At 66.4% G+C, this 17,246-nt stretch carries 15 protein-coding genes and 1 pseudogene; 10 read left to right on the top strand and 6 right to left on the bottom strand.

Going from position 1 to position 17,246, the window contains the following annotated elements; all coding sequences use genetic code 11:
* The first annotated feature begins 11 nt into the window (after positions 1-11).
* From N4264_RS03805 to N4264_RS03760, 10 genes are all read left to right on the top strand, one after another.
* Positions 12-413 carry a hypothetical protein gene (locus N4264_RS03805; RefSeq protein ID WP_261695749.1) on the top strand — a complete coding sequence of 134 codons (402 nt, stop codon included), beginning with the start codon at positions 12-14 and terminating at the stop codon, positions 411-413.
* Complete coding sequence (locus tag N4264_RS03800) at positions 410-2,563, top strand: xanthine dehydrogenase family protein molybdopterin-binding subunit (RefSeq protein ID WP_261695748.1); 2,154 nt, start codon at positions 410-412, stop codon at positions 2,561-2,563. Before N4264_RS03805 ends, N4264_RS03800 begins: the two co-directional genes overlap by 4 nt.
* 94 nt (positions 2,564-2,657) lie before the next feature.
* Entirely contained in the window at positions 2,658-3,092 is a 435-nt protein-coding gene (gene aroQ / locus N4264_RS03795) for a type II 3-dehydroquinate dehydratase (protein WP_261695747.1), read from the top strand.
* A 47-nt stretch (positions 3,093-3,139) separates the two neighbouring features.
* Positions 3,140-3,619 (top strand): acetyl-CoA carboxylase biotin carboxyl carrier protein, encoded by a 480-nt coding sequence (accB, locus tag N4264_RS03790; protein WP_261695746.1) that lies wholly within the window; start codon positions 3,140-3,142, stop codon positions 3,617-3,619.
* A 13-nt stretch (positions 3,620-3,632) separates the two neighbouring features.
* Positions 3,633-5,000, top strand: a complete 1,368-nt coding sequence (gene accC, locus N4264_RS03785) for an acetyl-CoA carboxylase biotin carboxylase subunit (protein ID WP_261695745.1) — start codon at positions 3,633-3,635, stop codon at positions 4,998-5,000.
* 162 nt (positions 5,001-5,162) lie between these two features.
* Entirely contained in the window at positions 5,163-6,047 is an 885-nt protein-coding gene (prmA, locus tag N4264_RS03780) for a 50S ribosomal protein L11 methyltransferase (protein ID WP_261695744.1), read from the top strand.
* A gap of 107 nt (positions 6,048-6,154) precedes the next feature.
* Complete coding sequence (locus tag N4264_RS03775) at positions 6,155-6,949, top strand: zinc-ribbon and DUF3426 domain-containing protein (RefSeq protein ID WP_261695743.1); 795 nt, start codon at positions 6,155-6,157, stop codon at positions 6,947-6,949.
* Between the two features lie 208 nt (positions 6,950-7,157).
* Positions 7,158-7,436, top strand: coding sequence for a helix-turn-helix domain-containing protein (locus N4264_RS03770; RefSeq protein WP_261695742.1), 279 nt, complete (start codon positions 7,158-7,160; stop codon positions 7,434-7,436).
* 175 nt (positions 7,437-7,611) lie between these two features.
* Complete coding sequence (gene purH, locus N4264_RS03765; RefSeq protein ID WP_261695741.1) at positions 7,612-9,198, top strand: bifunctional phosphoribosylaminoimidazolecarboxamide formyltransferase/IMP cyclohydrolase; 1,587 nt, start codon at positions 7,612-7,614, stop codon at positions 9,196-9,198.
* 294 nt (positions 9,199-9,492) lie between these two features.
* On the top strand, positions 9,493-10,713 hold the full coding sequence (locus N4264_RS03760) for a sensor histidine kinase (protein WP_261695740.1): 1,221 nt from the start codon (positions 9,493-9,495) through the stop codon (positions 10,711-10,713).
* Between the two features lie 163 nt (positions 10,714-10,876).
* Here the strand turns inward: N4264_RS03760 and N4264_RS03755 are convergent, their stop codons facing one another.
* The 6 genes and pseudogenes from N4264_RS03755 to N4264_RS03735 form a co-directional block, all read right to left on the bottom strand.
* Complete coding sequence (locus N4264_RS03755) at positions 10,877-12,418, bottom strand: hypothetical protein (protein ID WP_261695739.1); 1,542 nt, start codon at positions 12,416-12,418, stop codon at positions 10,877-10,879.
* Positions 12,415-12,522 (bottom strand): annotated as a pseudogene (locus N4264_RS25765) (hypothetical protein); the annotation flags it as partial. The pseudogene N4264_RS25765 and the gene N4264_RS03755, both read right to left, overlap by 4 nt.
* A 106-nt stretch (positions 12,523-12,628) precedes the next feature.
* Positions 12,629-13,804: an ABC transporter permease gene (locus N4264_RS03750; protein WP_261695738.1), complete on the bottom strand. Its 1,176-nt coding sequence runs from the start codon at positions 13,802-13,804 to the stop codon at positions 12,629-12,631.
* On the bottom strand, positions 13,801-14,535 hold the full coding sequence (locus N4264_RS03745; RefSeq protein WP_261695737.1) for an ABC transporter ATP-binding protein: 735 nt from the start codon (positions 14,533-14,535) through the stop codon (positions 13,801-13,803). Before N4264_RS03745 ends, N4264_RS03750 begins: the two co-directional genes overlap by 4 nt.
* Positions 14,532-15,860 (bottom strand): alpha/beta hydrolase, encoded by a 1,329-nt coding sequence (locus N4264_RS03740; protein ID WP_261695736.1) that lies wholly within the window; start codon positions 15,858-15,860, stop codon positions 14,532-14,534. Before N4264_RS03740 ends, N4264_RS03745 begins: the two co-directional genes overlap by 4 nt.
* Entirely contained in the window at positions 15,800-17,152 is a 1,353-nt protein-coding gene (locus N4264_RS03735; RefSeq protein ID WP_261695735.1) for a pyridoxal-phosphate dependent enzyme, read from the bottom strand. Before N4264_RS03735 ends, N4264_RS03740 begins: the two co-directional genes overlap by 61 nt.
* Between the last annotated feature and the right edge of the window lie 94 nt (positions 17,153-17,246).

The following is a 17,246-nucleotide window of genomic DNA, read 5'->3' as shown; positions in this document are numbered from 1 at the left end:
CTGGCGAGATCGTGCTACGCATTACGCAGCACGACGGCACCGTCGCGCTCTGCCTCCACTACACGCCGCCGAAGTCCTACGGCGTGGACCTTTTCCTCGCCGCCGATGACGGCGTGATCCACAATCTGCACGCCTCGGCCATGCTGGGCGAACGGACCGTCACCGATGACGCTGCGCCCACCTGGACCTGGTGGAACCATCACGACTGGTCGGCCAGCGTCGCCCGCGTGACCGATTTCAGGACGCTCACTTTCGCGCCGGCGGAAGCCACCGAGTTTCACATTCGGCGGCAGCGGTTCCCCGGCCGGCACTGGCGCCTGCGGCTGGACGTGCACACGCGCGAGCCCGGCATCGTCTTTCCCGCGGGAACGGCGGCCACGCACACCGGCGGCTGGCTGGAGCTCAAGCTATGAGCCACGACGGTGACTCGATAGCGCTGCCGCCGCACCCCGACCGGCGCCGGTTCCTGAAAGCCGGCGTTGCCGTGGCGGCCCTGGCCAGCCTGCGCGTCGGACTGGCCCTGCCGCGGGCGGCACGCCGGCTGGGCGCTTTCGTGGAAATCGGCGCGGATGGTTCGGTATCGCTGACCATCCACCGCTCGGAAATGGGCCAGGGCGTGCGCACCAGCCTGGCCCTGGTCCTTGCCCAGGCACTGGATGTGCCCTGGTCATCGGTACGTGTCGTGCAGGGCGACGCGGATGCGCAGCTGGGCGACCAGAACACCGAAGGGAGCTACACCATCCGTAGCTGTCATGCGCCGCTGCGGCAAGCGGCCGGAAAGGCGCGCGCCGCGCTGATGGAGGCTGCCGCACAACGCTGGGGCACCAAGGCCGCGACTCTGGATACCGACGCAGGCGCCGTGGTCCGGCCAGGCACCCGTCACCGGATCCCCTACGCCGATCTCGTCGCCGTCGCCGCCGCCCGACCACTACCGCAGAAGGAGATGCCCAAGCCGCTGTCGCCGGGAATGCCCGCGACGCTGCCACGACGCATCGACGGCGACGACATCGTGCGCGGCAAGGCCCGCTTTGGCATCGACATCCAGTTGCCGGAGCAGCGCTTTGCCGTGCTGGTGCGCGCGCCCTTTCCGGCGCAGCGGATCGTGCGCATCGATGACGCCAGGGCGCGTGCCGTTTCCGGCGTCGAAGCCGTCCTGCCGCTGGAAGCTCAGGCCGCGCCGGCCAACTCGCTCGCGTCCGTCGCCGTCATCGCCCGCACCACCTGGGCAGCGATCAAGGCGGCGCGCCTGCTCACGGTGCAGTGGAGCCAGGCGCCCACCTGGTCCGAGGCGATGCTCGAGGAAGCCACGGCGCAGGCCCTTCCCGTCCAGGAAAGCGGCAGCGATGCGGGCACATCCGACGGCGACACCCTGTCGCTCACCTACACCACGGCGATGACCGCCCATGCGCCACTGGAACCGCCCATGGCGACCGCGCGCTACGCCGAGGGCCGCTGCGAAATCTGGGCACCGACGCAGAATCCGCAGCTGGCGCAAAAGCTGGTGGCCCGTGCGCTGGGAATGGAACCGGCAAAGGTGACGGTCCACGTGACGCTCCTGGGCGGCAGCTTCGGGCGCAAGGCACAGCAGGACTTCGTCGTCGAAGCGGCGCTGCTGGCCAGGCAGGTGGCCTGGCCGGTGCAGGTGCTGTGGCGGCGGGAGGACGAGTTCAGTCGCGGCTACTTCCGCCCCGCCAGCCGGCAGCAGCTGGCGATCACGCTGGACGCCGAGGGACGCCCGCAGCGGTGGGACCACCGGGTCGCGTTCGCCAGTGTCGCCACCGTGGAGGACCCGGCGGCGACGCGCCATGCGGACTGGGAACTGGAGGAACTGCGCGCCTTTCCTTACCGCGTCGCACGGCAGCGTTTCCACGCCGCCGCAGTGAAGGCGCCGGTCCGCGTGGCCTGGCAGCGCTCGGTCGCCAGTTGGCACCTGGTGTTTGCGATCCAGAGCGCGATCGGCGAGATCGCGCTGCGGCGCGGCCTGGATCCGATTGCCCTGCAACTGGCCCTGATCGATCACCAGCCGGACCACTCCGGCCCGCCCTCCACGCGCGATCACGACCGCGCCGGCCTGGACCGTGTGTTGCGCCGGCTGCGCGACGAACTGGCCCGCACGCACGCGGAAGGCGTCATCGCCGGCCATGCCTGCGCGGCGATGCGCGGATCCTTCGTCGCCCTGGCCGCGCGGGTGACCGTGGCCGGCAACGACACCGTCCGGCTGGTCGGGTTCGACGCCGTGGTCGATTGCGGCCGCGTGATCCATGCCGACCTTCTGCGGCAACAGATCGAAGGTGGCGTGCTCTACGGACTTTCCGACGCGCTCTACGGTCGGATCGCGCTGACGCCGGACGGCGCGGAACAGAGCAACTTTCATCAATACCGCCTCTTGCGAATGGCCGAAGCGGTCCCAGTTCGGGTCCACATCCTCGCGTCGAGCGCGCCACCGACGGGCGCCGGGGAGCTGGCAACCCCGGTGGTGGCGCCGGCGCTGGCCAACGCCATCGCAGCCGCTACCGGTCGCCGCCACCGCGACCTGCCGCTGGGAAATGTCCTCGCCCTGTAAAACATCGGCAAACGTCGTCGATATAGACAAGATAAGCGGCGAAGCGCAGACTTGCGCTCCTTGCCGGCCGGATGACCGGCCCTGGAGCGCTGCTGTGGCCAGAATCCTGTTGCTGCACGGACCGAATCTGAACCTGCTCGGCACGCGCGAGCCGGAAACCTATGGCCATGCCACGCTGGCGACGATCGTAGGTGATCTGATCACCTCCGCGCAGGCTGCCGGTCACGAGCTGGAAAGCTTCCAGTCCAACGCCGAGCATGCGCTGATCGATCGCATTCATGCGGCCCGGGCCGATGGCACGGCCTTCATCCTGTTCAATCCGGCGGCGTTCACGCACACCAGCGTGGCCCTGCGCGACGCGCTGCTGGCAGTCGCCCTGCCGTTCATCGAACTGCACCTTTCGAACGTGCACGCGCGCGAACCATTCCGTCATCACTCGTATTTCTCGGATATCGCCGTGGGTGTCATCGCCGGTTTCGGCGCCGACAGCTACCGGCTGGCGCTGGAAGCAGCGCTGCGCCGGCTCTGATCACACCCCATTCCATCCCTGTTGTCCGCACCCGTGAGGATCCGTCCGTGGACTTGCGCAAAATCAAGAAGCTGATCGACATCCTGGAAGAGTCGAATCTGGCCGAACTGGAAATCAAGGAAGGTGAAGAAGTCGTCCGCCTGTCGCGCATGCCGCGCGGGGCCGTGCCGGTCATGGCCGCGCCGCAGCAGCCGGTGACCCACGTTCACGTCGAGCAGCACCGGGCCGGCCAGTCCGCTCCCGCGGCATCCGAACCGGCGGCACCGGCGGCCTCGGGCAAGACGCTGCCGGAAGGCCACGTCGTCCGTTCGCCGATGGTCGGCACCTTCTACGCCTCGCCCAATCCCGACGCACCGGCGTTCGTGAAGGTCGGGCAGCAGGTCAAGGCCGGCGATACGCTGGGCATCATCGAAGCGATGAAGATGTTCAACCAGATCGAGGCCGACATCAGCGGCACGGTCGTGGCAGTCCTGGCCAGCAACGGCCAGCCGATCGAGTTCGACGAACCGCTCTTCGTCATCGGCTGAGCGGGATATCGCCATGCTCGACAAAGTCGTCATCGCCAATCGCGGCGAAATCGCCCTGCGCGTGCTGCGTGCCTGCCACGCCCTGGGCATCAAGACGGTGGCCGTGCATTCCACGGTCGACCGCAACCTCAAGCACGTCGGCATGGCGGATGAATCCGTCTGCATCGGTCCTGCGCCGGCGGCGGAAAGCTACCTGAACGTGCCGGCGATCATCGCCGCGGCCGAAGTGACCGACGCCCAGGCGATCCACCCGGGCTACGGCTTTCTGTCCGAGAATGCCGACTTCGCCGAGCGCGTGGAGAAATCCGGCTTCATCTTCATCGGCCCGACGCCGGGCGTGATCCGCCTGATGGGCGACAAGGTCGAGGCGATCAAGGCCATGAAGGCGGCTGGCGTGCCCTGCGTGCCCGGTTCCGGCGGCCCGCTGGGCGACGATCCGATCGAGAACGGCCGCATCGCCCGCGACATCGGCTATCCGGTGATCGTCAAGGCGGCGGGCGGCGGCGGCGGCCGCGGCATGCGCGTGGTCCACACCGAGGCGCATCTGCATAACGCCATCACCATGACCAAGTCCGAGGCCAAGGCAGCGTTCGGCAACGACATGGTGTACATGGAGAAGTTTCTCGAGAATCCGCGCCACATCGAGATCCAGGTGCTGGCTGACGGCCAGGGCAATGCCATTCACCTGGGCGAACGCGACTGCTCGATGCAGCGGCGCCACCAGAAGGTCGTCGAAGAGGCGCCAGCACCTGGCATCAGCGACGAACAGCGCGCCGAGATCGGCCGGGTCTGCGTGGAGGCCTGCCTGCGCATCGGCTATCGCGGCGCGGGCACCTTCGAGTTCCTGTTCGAGGCCGGTCGCTTCTACTTCATCGAGATGAATACGCGCATCCAGGTGGAGCACCCGGTGACCGAACTGGTGACGGGCATCGACCTGGTCCGTGAGCAACTGCTGATCGCCGCGGGCGAGAAGCTGTCGATCCGCCAGGAAGACATCCGCCTGACCGGCCATGCGATCGAGTGCCGCATCAACGCGGAAGATCCGGAAACCTTCATGCCGAGCCCCGGCACGGTCAAGCGCTTCCTGGGTGCCGGCGGCCCCGGTGTACGCCTGGACACGCACATCTATGACGGCTACCGCATCCCGCCGAACTACGATTCGATGATCGGCAAGCTGATCGTGCACGGACGCGACCGCGCGACCGCCATCGCGCGCATGCGCCTGGCGCTGGCCGAGATGGTGATCGACGGCGTCAAGACGAACATTCCACTGCAGCAGCGCATCATGGCCGACGTCGGCTTCCAGACCGGCGGCCAGAACATCCATTATCTGGAGAAGCGCATCGCCGAGCAGCGCGAGAAAGGCATCACCCTGGGCTGACGATTTGTCTGGCGACCGTGCGGCGAAGCGAACTTCGCCGAACGGTCGCCAGACAGCGCCATTCGGGCCACAATGCGCGCCATCCCCGCCCGCATACCACCTCACCCGACAACTCCGGCACGTTCTTCGCACGGATCGCGCAACATCAAGAGCCCCACTGCCATGCCATGGATCGAACTCTCGCTGACCCTCCACGCTGATCAGCAGGAACGCATCGAATCGGCGCTCAACGAGCTGGGCGCGCTCTCGGTCACCCTGCTCGACGCCGAAGACCATCCGATTTTCGAGCCCATGCCCGGCGAGACACCGGTCTGGCCGACGATCAAGCTGGCGGCGCTGTTCGACATCGTGTGCGATCGCGTCGGCCTGGTGCACGTGCTCACCGACCTGGTACCGGAAATCGCGCCGGATCAATTGCAGTTCCGGGATGTTCCCGACGAGGACTGGACCCGCGCCTGGATGGATACCTTCCAGCCGATGCAGTTCGGCCGGCGGCTGTGGATCTACCCGTGGAACATCGAACCGCCGGACGATGCCGCCGACGCCGTCATCGTCCGCCTGGATCCGGGCCTGGCTTTCGGCACCGGCACGCATCCCACCACGGCCCTGTGCCTGGAATGGCTCGACGGCGTCGACCTCAACGGCAAGACCGTGGTCGATTACGGCTGCGGTTCGGGCGTGCTGGCGATTGCCGCGTTGAAACTGGGAGCCGCGCGCGTCATCGGCGTCGACCTGGATCCCCAGGCACTCGAATCCAGCCGCGACAACGCCGAACGCAACGGCGTTGTGGACGCCCTGGAGCTGATGCTGCCGGCGGACTACACCGCGGTGCCGCAGGATATCCTCGTCGCCAATATTCTCGCCGGACCGCTGGATGAGCTGGCGCCGCTGTTCGCCGCCAGCATCAAGCCGGGCCATCCCTTTGCGCTGTCGGGCATCCTCGCCGGCCAGGACGTCGAGCTGCTCCGGCGCTACAGCGAATGGTTCACCGACCTCGACGTTGCGCAGCGCGAAGACTGGGTGCGCATCAGCGGTTGCCGGCGCTGAGGCGCTGCCTTCGGCGATAATGGATGTTTGCAAGGCTGAACCGGCCGCGACGCCGGCCTGCGACGCGCTCGCTCCCATCTTGGCCGCAGCTTCCTTAAGATCCCGGTATGTATACGCAATGCCCCGAGTGCCATACCGTTTTCAGTGCCACGGCGCCGACCATCGCGCGCGGTCACGGCATGGCCCGGTGCAGCCACTGCAATGCGGTCTTCGACGTGCTGCGCACGCTCGCCGACCAGTTGCCACCGGAACCCTTCGATCGTCTCGAGGTGCACGCGCCGCAGGTGGAGCCGCCACTGCTGGGCGTGCCCGTGTACCGGCCCAACCCGCAACCCGTCACCTTCACGTTCGATCCCGACGACAAGCCGCGCCCGCGCGAACACCGCCGCGCGCATGGACTGCCCGCCTTTGCCCGGCACGGCACGCGCGCACCCGGACGACGCTGGCCCTGGGTGGCCGGCAGCACGGCGTTGTTCCTGACGCTCTCCGCCCAGCTGGCTTATGCCGAGCGTACGGTGCTGCTCAATCACGCCACCGTCCGTCCGCTGCTCGACAGCGCCTGCGAAATCGTCCATTGCCAGCTGCCGCTGCGGCAAGACCTGGACCAGCTGGAATTGCTGTCGCGTGACATCCGCCCGCACCCGTCGGTGCCGGGTGCACTCATCGTCTCCGCCACACTGCGCAATGCCGCGGATTTTTCGCAAGCCTTTCCCATCGTCGAGATCACACTCTCGGATCTGGATGAGAACCGCGTCGCGATGCGGCGGTTCCAGCCGCGCGAATATCTGGGTGACACGCGGTTGATCAGCAAAGGACTTGCGGCAGGCGCCAGCACCGCACTGGTGTTTGAAGTGAAAGATCCAGGCAAGAACGCCGTCGCGTTTGAATTCAAGTTTCTGTAATCGTCATGTGCGGTGCGCGCGTATCGCGCGGTTGTCACAAAGGACTGGTCATGTCCATGTTCCGATCCATCGGCTGTCACACTGAGATGTTTTTCGTTTCGACGACAGCTGGCACTTACCAAGTTGACGATCTCGCGCTAACATCCCGACCCCGTCGGCGTTCGCTTCCGACGGTCATGGAAGAAACGAACCCAGGTTTCCCGTCACCGTGAATGCCGTAACCGCCCTTCGCGCCGAACAGGTCAACGACGCTCTACTGCAACCCGCGTTGCGCGATTGTGTTGCGCGTGCGGTGCGTCGTTACCTTACCGACCTTGACACGCACCAGGCCGAAGGCCTGTATGACCTTGTCATGCAGGAAGTCGAAGGCCCGATGCTGCGGGAAGTCATGGCCTGGCACGGTGACAACCAGAGCAAGGCGGCGTTGGCACTGGGCATCAACCGCGCCACGTTGCGCAAGAAGCTCGCCCAGCACGGCCTGCTGTAACCCGGTCGACGCATGACTGCCGCTGCGGCGTTTCAAACGCGGCGCGCATATATCTCTTTTCGCATATACCATTTGCCGAACAAGCGCTTATGCGCTTCCCGGCCCGGCAGCAGCCGGCATTCGCAAAGACTGAACGGGGCGGCGACCGCTATACTGCGTGCCCCCTTTTGCAGCGATGTCGCCCATGTTTGACGCAACCCTCGTTCCCGTCCGACGCGCGCTCCTGAGCGTATCGGACAAGACCGGCCTCATCGACCTCGCTCGCGGCCTGGACGCGCTGGGTATCAGTCTGCTATCCACCGGCGGCACGGCGCGCGCCCTGCGCGAGGCCGGGATTCCGGTGACCGACGTCAGCGCCGTCACGGGTTTCCCCGAGATCATGGACGGCCGCGTCAAGACATTGCACCCGAAAATCCACGGCGGCCTGCTCGGCCGTCGCGGCATCGACGACCAGGTCATGGCGCAGCACGGCATCGCGCCGATCGACCTGCTCGTTGTCAATCTTTATCCCTTTGAACAAGCCACCAGCCGGCCCGACTGCACGCTGGACGAGGGCATCGAGAACATCGACATCGGCGGACCGGCCATGCTGCGCGCCGCCGCGAAGAATCACGAACACGTCGCCGTGCTCACCGACCCGACCGACTACGCCGAGCTGCTCCAGGGTCTGCACAGCGCCCAGGGCACCACGCTGGACCTGCGCCGCCGCCTCGCCGCCAAGACCTACGCGCACACGGCGCGCTATGACGGCCTGATCGCGAACTGGCTCGGTGCCCGCACCGGCGAGCGCGAAGACAACTTCCCGCCCAGCCTGCACCTGGCCTACCGTCGTGCGCAGACGCTGCGCTACGGCGAGAACCCGCACCAGTCCGCCGCCTTGTATGTGGAATCGGATGCCTCGCCCGGCATCGTGGCGACCGCCCGCGTGCTCGCCGGCAAGGAACTGTCGTTCAACAACATCGCCGATGCCGATGCGGCGCTTGAATGCGTCAAGGCCTTCGGCAGCGCACCCGCCTGCGTCATCGTCAAGCACGCCAACCCCTGCGGCGTGGCGCTGGGCGAAACCCCGATGCTGGCCTACGAGCGGGCCTACAGCTGCGACCCGACGTCGGCTTTCGGCGGCATCATCGCCTTCAACCGGTCGCTCGATGTGGTCACCGCGCGCGCCATCCTGGATCGCCAGTTCGTCGAGGTGGTGATTGCACCGGAAGTGGACGAAGCGGCGTTGGCAGCGTTTGCGAAAAAGCCGAATGTGCGCGTGCTGGCCACCGGCCACTGGCCGGAACACGCGCCGCAGAGCCTGGACATCAAGCGCATTGCCGGCGGCGTACTGGTGCAGGATGCCGACCGCGACACCCTGCTGCTGTCGGACCTCCAGGTCGTCTCCAAGCGCATTCCCACCGCCGACGAGCTGCGCGACCTGCTGTTCGCCTGGCACGTGGCGATGTATGTCAAATCCAACGCCATCGTCTTCGCGCGCGGCGGCCAGACCATCGGCGTGGGTGCCGGCCAGATGAGCCGGGTCATCAGCGCGCGGATCGCCAGCATGAAAGCCGAGGAAGCAGGCCTGGCCGTCAAGGGCAGCGTAATGGCCTCCGACGCCTTCTTCCCGTTCCGCGACGGCATCGACACGGCCGCGCAGGCCGGCATCCGTGCGGTGATCCAGCCGGGCGGCTCGATGCGCGACGAGGAAGTCATCGCCGCAGCCGACGAGAACGACATGGCCATGGTGTTCACGGGCGTGCGCCACTTCCGCCACTGACGCCTCACCCCGGGGCCGCCCCCGGGCGCCGCCGCTGCCCCCGGGGCAGCCCGGGGCTTAACGTCCGGCTGACAATCCGGTTGGCCGGTTGCGGTACTGTCCTGCGCCCGCGGCATCACTGCGTGGATCGACGCGGAATCCCGGGTGTACGCTTGCGGCTCCCGGGCGGGGTGTCCGGGCGTCGGGCGACTTGAGACGGTACACGACAGTATGAACAGCGGAAAAAGGCGGCTTCGGACTCGCATCATCCTGTCGTTCACGTTTTTCGGTTTTGCACTTTCAAGCCTTTTTGCGTTGTCTGCGCTCTATACCCGGCGCGCGACCGAGAACGCACTGGTCAACGACCAGCTGCGCCGCGACGTCGATTCCATGGTCGACCAGGTGCGCACCGATCCGTCGCGCCTGCCGGGCACCTCCATCCTGGAGGCCTGGACCTTCAGCCAGCGCACCAGCTACAAGATTCCGCTGGCGTGGCAGAAGCTACCCACCGGCGTGCACGATATCTCCGAGACCTCGCCAGACGGCAAGGCCACGCACTACAAGCTGGCCGTGCGGCGCAGCGATGACATCCTCGGGTTCATCCGCTACGACGCGTCGCGCGAGGAGCTGACCTCCCGCCGCATCAACGCCATCCTGTTGCTATCGGTCGTGCTCTTCACCATCCTGTCGTTCGCCATTGGCGCGTCGTCGGCCTCGCGCGTGATCAGCCCCGTGCTGGAACTGGCGCAGCGCCTGCGCGGCGCGCATTCGGAGAAGAACGAACCGCTGGCGCCGTCCTTCGCCGACGACGAGGTAGGCGAACTGGCCACCGCGCTGGACAGCTACGCCACGCGCCTGACCCAGCTGACCGAGCGCGACAAGGCCTTCAATGCCGATGTCAGCCACGAGCTGCGCACGCCGCTGACGATCATCTCCAGCACGGCCGAACTCATGCTCGGCGCACCGGAGCTGACACCCAAGTCGCGCGAACGCCTCCTGCGCATCCGCCGCGCCGTCTCCCAGTGCACCGAACTGACCGAGACGCTGCTGCTCCTGTCGCGCAGCGAACGCGCGCCGCCAGACAATGGCGTGCTGACCAACGTCACGCAGGTCGCACGCCAGGTCGTGGAGATTCATCGCGAAACCCTGAGCAACAAGCCGGTCGAGATGCTCCTGATCGAAGACGCACAGCCCGATGTCTTCATGCCGGCAACGGTTCTGTCCGTGGCACTCAACAACCTGATCGGCAACGCCTGCCGCTACACCCAGACCGGAACGATCACGGTGCGCATCACCGCCGATGGCGTGCGCGTGGAGGATTCAGGGCCAGGGCTTTCCGTGCCTCCCGAGCAGCTGTTCGCCCGCGGCGTGCGCGGCGTGGAAACCGGCAAGGGAGCGGGGCTTGGCCTGGCGATCGTCAAGCGCCTCTGCGATCTGTATGGCTGGCAGGTGAGCCTGGCATCGCGCGAGGAAGGCGGCACGGTCGCCGAATTGCTCTACAGCGACCGCGACCGGGCGCGGACATCGCGCTATTAGAAGCTGCGGCCAGCGCACGTACGCCCCCACTGAGGAGTGCCGGCCCGCCCACCCTACGAAGACACGGCCGGCGGGTGCGCACGCGCGCTGTTCCGCATCACGCTTCCCTTTCGCAAACCGGCAGCGGCGATGATCATCGATCAGCGCCGCCGTGCGCGTCTGTTCAGGGCAGACAGGATTTCGCCGAGACAGCCAGGCACTGCAGCGTGCTGGTCATCGGCGTCGCGCCGGTGTAGTTGGCGATCACGCCCGGCGTCACGTTGCTGTTGATGTAGCTCACCATGCGCGTGCCGATCACCGGCAAGCCGATGAAACGATAGCCTTCGTTGGAGGGACGCAATTCCGCGCCACTCCACTCATTGAAGGCCAGCTCTACCGTACCGGTTCGGAATATGCGGTCCAGATTCTGCTGGGTATCCGTCAGCGAACCACGCAGGTTCGAACCAAGCAGCGGATCACCCGCGACGACCGGACTGATCACCTGGACCGTCGTGCCGGTTTCGAGTACGGATTCATCTGGCGGGCAGAGAAACCCGCAGCCGTCCGGCGGAATCAATGACGAGTACATCATCGATGTCCGGTCATAGATCGTGTAGTCGATCACCATCGTCTGCTGCGCCGAATTGCCGCCGTTAAAGAATTCACGGAACGGACGGATCGCCATCGCCGGCATTCCGGCCAAGGCGCGGTCCGTATAGAAACGCCGCGTGGGAAAGTTGAGCAGATACGAGGTCGTGGCGCCCGCTTCGGGCTGGATGTCGTACTCACCCGATACGGTGGTCGACATCAGTACCGCTGACACGGCGTCTATGCCCTGGCGCTCGGCAGGATAGGTGGCGATCACTGTGCCACCGTCAATCGCGACCGTCGCGCGCGCCGTCTTGTTGATCGGATCGTTCAGCGCGTCGGCCAGCGTCGGGTGCTCCGGCGTATCGACACCCAGGTGGTGGATCACAACCGACGAGAGCTTGCCGCGCGGCGCATCCGCAGGATCGGTACGGAAATCGTCCAGGGCCGTCGCACGGGTCGAGAACAACGTGCCGGCAGCCGGATTGACGATCCAGGCTTCGCCGCTCAGTCCGCCGGTCGGATTTGCCAGGTGCCGCTTGGGCTCGGTTCGCCAGTAGCCTGACGTCCCCCACGCCGACACGACTTCGTTGCACAGCGGCACCGTGTCGGCACTCGTCGAGTCGATGTCGCGCTGGACCGGCGTGCCGTCAGCGACGGTCGCCATTTCGATGATTTCCACAAATCCTTCGCGCGAACGCGCAGAATCCGAGCCGCCCCCGTCACCGACCGGTATGGGCAAGGGCACGTAGCGGCGCCCGTCCGGCAGCTGCGGCAACGTCGTGCTGCGATGAATGGCCGGCACGGTGCAGGAATCATCGTTCGTGATCAGCGCGGCAAGGTCGCCGCTGCCATACTTGACGATGGCTGCCGTCCAGGCGTCGCGCGCCGCCAGGTACAGGTTGAACGCACGCAGTGTGTTTCCGGTCTTGCCCTCCGCCACCCGGACCAGCAGCGCCTTGGGACGATTGTCATTGTTGACGACCGAAAGGACGGTCGAATTGCCCGCATTGGCGGAAAAGTATGGATAGATCAACACTTGTCCGGTGCCACGCGGCGCAAGCACGACCGCATCGGCCGCACCCGCCATACCTGCAGCCACGCCCACGGCGCAGACCGAACGGATCCACATTTTCATTTTATTGTTCCTCTTGGAAATTGCACGGCAGCACGAGGCCTGCACCATTGCATGACGCGTGATTGACGCCATGCGACAGATCGTTCCGACAACAGCAGCCGCGCTGGAGTAAACGGACGGTCACGCGAAAACCCCTACGCGTCGCCTGCCGACGACGCCGACCGGACAACACCGTCCGGGCCGTTCGGCCAGCGGTGGCCGGGCGCCCGTTCAGGCAGAAACCGCAAGTTTTTCCGATTGATAGACGCGTTCCGTCACCAGCCAGCACACGAGCGCCGCGGCCATGCCGCCAGCAAGACACAGCCCCAGTTGAGCGGCGGTCACGCTCTCGCCACGCACCAGGTGCGTGACGATGTGGTGCTGGCCCAGCAGTGGCACCGCGTACATCCACCACACCGCCTTGGATGGCGTGATCACCAGCAGCATGGCGTTGAGCGTGGGAATGAGCATCAGCAGGGTGAGGTAGGTCTGCGCTTCGCGGTAGCTCTTGGCGAACGCGGCAACCAGGGTCTGCAGGCACGACGCCAGCAACACCAGCGGCACCATGGCGAGCAGCACCGTAAACACGAACGAGGGCCCGAAATTCAGGTGCACGCCGATCGCTTCCGAAGGCACCATGAGGCCGGCCAGACCGAAGCCGATGACGGTCAACGTCAGGCTGGCAAACGCGAATGCCACGGTAGCCGCCAGTTTTCCGGCCAGGATCGACGAGCGCGGTACCGGGTTCGCCAGCAAGGGCTCGAGCGACTGTCGCTCGCGTTCGCCGGCGGTGGTGTCGATCGCCAGGTACATGCCCCCGACGAAGCTCGCCACGACCAGCAGGTAAGGCAGCATGCCGAAGATGCCTTCGCCGCGGCTTTGCGGTGTCGACACATCGCGCGAGGCGACAACAACCGGCGTGGCGATCGTCGGATTGATGCCGCGGACAAGCAACCGCACGGCCGCGTGCTGCCCCGAATAGGCCTGCAGCAAGGCACGCATGCGCTCGACCGACGTCATTGCATCGCGCTGCGAGGCGTCAAAGACCAGGTCCACCTGGGCCGGCGCACCCTCCTTCCACGATGGCGCATACGAGGCCGGAATCCGCACGACGACATCTTCATCGCGCTGGCGCACGGCCGCCTCCGGATCCGCGACCGGCGGCTTGATGCGCAGGCCCTGCTGCTTGAGAAATCCCACGAGGTTTGGCGCGTTCTCTGCGCCGATGACGGAGACTTCCAGCGTCTTCTCGCCCTGGTCCAGGCGCCGCGTCAGCTCGATCTTGACGATCGCCATGAACACCAGCGGCGAAAGCAAAGGAACGAACACCAGCGCGTTGAGCACGGTACGGCGGTCGCGCAGGTTTTCCAGCACTTCTTTCAGAAATACCACCAGGATGGTTTTCATGCGGCGAGTCCTTCGTCCGATCCGATGATGCGCACGAAGGCATCTTCGAGGTTGTCCTTTCCGGTCTGCGCACGCAGCTCGTCGGCCGTGCCGGCGGCCACGACTTTGCCATCGGCGATCACGACGATGCGGTCACACAGCGCGGCGACCTCCTGCATGATGTGGCTGGAGAACAACACGCACCGGTTTTCGCCGCGCAAACGCGCCAGAAAGGTGCGCATCGCCCGCGTGGCCATGACATCCAGGCCATTGGTGGGTTCATCCAGGATCACGTTGCGCGGATCATGCACCAGCGCGCGCGCGATAGCCGTCTTGACGCGCTGCCCCTGCGAAAAGCCTTCGGTCCGGCGATCGGCAATATCACGCATGTCCAGCGCATCGAAGAGCGCGGCGCAGCGCTGTGCAATGGTCGCTTCGTCCAGTCCCTGCAGGCGGGCGAAGTATTCGATGTTCTCGCGCGAGGTCAGGCGCTTGTACAGACCGCGCGCATCCGGCAGCACACCCAGGCGCCGGCGGACGGCATCCGCATGCGTGGCCACGTCGAGCCCATCCACGCGGACCTGGCCGCGATCGGGTGTCATCAGCGTGTAGAGCATGCGCAGCGTCGTCGTCTTGCCCGCCCCGTTGGGACCGAGCAGGCCGGTGATCTCGCCATCCTTGGCGACGAAGCTCACCCCGTCGACGGCCTTGACCGTGCCGAAGGCCTTGTGGAGGTCAGTCACTTCGATCATGGCGACGCTCCGTTGTCGTCGAGGTAGAACGGGGGTGGACCGATATCGGCGATGCAGCCCGCATCCAGCGTTTCGGGCTCCAGCTTGTCGATGAAACGCCCGACCAACTTGGGAATGCAGCCGCGTCCGATCACGTTGTGGCCCTGCCCGCCTGCCACCAGGTGACGGCCGCGCGGCAAACCGGCGAGCACCTGCTCGGCGTAGCGCGCCGGCGTTGCCGGGTCGAATTCGCCCGAGAGCAGCAAGGCTGGCACGTTGCTGCGCATCGGTTGATGAAAATCCGCCGGCATTTCGGCCTTCGGCCAGGCGCTGCAGAGGCCGCGCCAGTGGTCGTAATCCTCCTGCGTCAGTGGCGACTGGTAGCCGGGTTTGCGCGATTCATCCAGCAAATCTTCGGTGCACAGGACAGACATGCGCATGCCGGGCGTCATGCCGCGCACCAGGTTCTTGCCCGCCATGTCGAGCTGGCTCATCGCCGGTCCTGCGTCGCCCGCGCCGATGTCGTGAATCAGCAGCGGCAGCAGCGCGGCTGTCTCCGCGGAGAACGCGTAGAGGTGCACGAGTGTCGCAAAGGCGTGGACGTCGAAGGCGGTGTTCTTTATCTGGAAGCTGTCGCTGTCGCGGTACGTGATCGATAGCGGCGCCTGGCGCAGCTTCGCGGCAACCTCGATCATCGACGCGTACACATCGCCAAAGCGTGCCTTGCACTCCGGATTGTCGGCGCACTGGGCGAAGCGCGCCTTGAGCGCCACATCGTAGGTTTCACCGTTGTCTGAGCCGACGTAGAGCTCGTTGGGCACGACACCGTCGAGCACCAGGCTGCGAACCCCTTCGGGGTACCGCATCGCGTATTGCTGGGCGACGCGTGTTCCGTAGGAAACCCCCACCAGATTGAGCCGCGGCCCGCCCAGCGCCCGCCGCAGCGCTTCGAGGTCTTCGACAGCGTCCGTGGTGGTGTAGAAGCGCGGGTCGGCCCGACCCGCCAACGCCTTGGCACAGTCGCGCGTCTGGGCCTGGTACTGTTCGAGGTTTGCATCCGTCACGGGCGTGGCGAAGAGGTTATCTGCCGCCTCGCAGGTCAGCGGATTGGAGGCGCCCGTGCCACGCTGGTCCATCAGCACGATGTGCCGGTACCGCCGCACGAAACCCAGCCACTCGGCAACATCGGCGTAGTACTGCGTCGCCGCCTGCCCCGGGCCTCCCGCCAGGAAGACCACCGGATCATCCTGGACCTCGGCGGCAGTGCTTCGGATCAGGGCCAGTTTCATCGCCAGCCGGCGACCACCCGGCGTGGCGCGGTCCTCCGGTACGTCAAAGGGGCGCACCAGCCCGCGCTGGTGGCCGCCGCGCGAGCCGTCGCCAATTCACAGCGGGCAAAGCGCAAGGTACCGACGGAAAACCCGTCGTCCGCGGCGGCCGTGGCCGCGCCAATCAAAACAGTAGCAAGTGAGGCGAGCATGGCCGGGTTCCCAGACAGAACCGGCAAAGTGTAATCAAGCCCTCGCGCCGGCGTCTGCCAGTGACGAAGAAACGGTGCGGACGGCTGTGTATGCTCGCTTGCCTTTCGCCGGAAGCCGGACCCGCGGCTTCCGGATGACGTCGCCTCAGGCGGCGACGGCCGCCCCCAGTCAGCGAGCTGGCGCAAGGTCACCACCTGCCCACCGCACACGACAGCGACGACGTGCCGGGCGCCGTCGAGGGCAGGATGCCGGTTGTACAGCGGTGCCAACGCCGCGCCGCAGGCCGGTTCGATCATCTGCCCATGGTCTTCAGCCAGGTGCACGCAGGCCATGGCGGCATCGGCATCGCTTACGGTGACGGGCACGACATCGTGCCGCTTGCAGGCGCCGATCAACGCCGGCGCGATGCGCTTGACGCACAGGCTGGTCGCCAGGCTGCGCGGCGCCGGCACCTCCACGACCCGGCCCAGGGCCAGGCTCGCCGCCAGCGAGGCCGAGCCTTCCGGCTCGACGGCCACGACACGCGTGTTGCGCCAACCGACCCGATCAAGGCCTTCGAGCACGCCCAACAGCAATCCGCCGCCGCCGACGGCCAGCAGGATCGTATCCGGCGGTGTATCGCACTGCCGCGCCAGTTCATCCACCAGGCTCGCGTGCCCGGCCCACAGCAGCGGGTGGTCAAACGGAGGGATGAATGCGGTCGCGCGCGCCTGGGCCAGGGTGAGCGCCACGGCATTGGCCTCGTCCCAGACGCGGCCTTCGCAGCGCACCTCCGCACCCAGCGCCGCAATGCGCTGGCGCATGAAGTCGGGCGTGGTTTCGGGGATGACAACGGTGACGGGGATCCCAAGCGCCCGGCCGGCCCAGGCCACGGCGTAGCCGGCGTTGCCGGCGGAGGAACACACGAACCGGCGGATGCCATTGGCGGCGTGGTGCTGGCACAGGTGGCCGATGCCGCGCAGCTTGAACGAGCGGGCCGGTTGCAGATTTTCCAGCTTGAGCTGCACGCGGCGGTCGCCGACGCGGGATTCGAGCAGCGGAGTCTCGATGTGCAGCGGGTACGGCCCTCGCGCCGGCACAGCCGGCAGGGCGGTCGCGGCGGAGGCTGCGGGACGATCAGCGAAGTACGAGGAGGCTACGTTTGCGTGAGCAGTCATGGCGGCGGTCGCAAGTCAGGGAAAGGACGGGACGAGCGGCAGACACGCCAATAATTCGAATGGACAGAATGTTCATTGTGGATTCCTTCAATCA

The organism is Tahibacter amnicola (assembly GCF_025398735.1).
Classification (GTDB): domain Bacteria; phylum Pseudomonadota; class Gammaproteobacteria; order Xanthomonadales; family Rhodanobacteraceae; genus Tahibacter; species Tahibacter amnicola.
The sequence above is the reverse complement of the archived record's forward strand: the minus strand, read 5'-3'. Positions and strand labels throughout refer to the sequence as shown.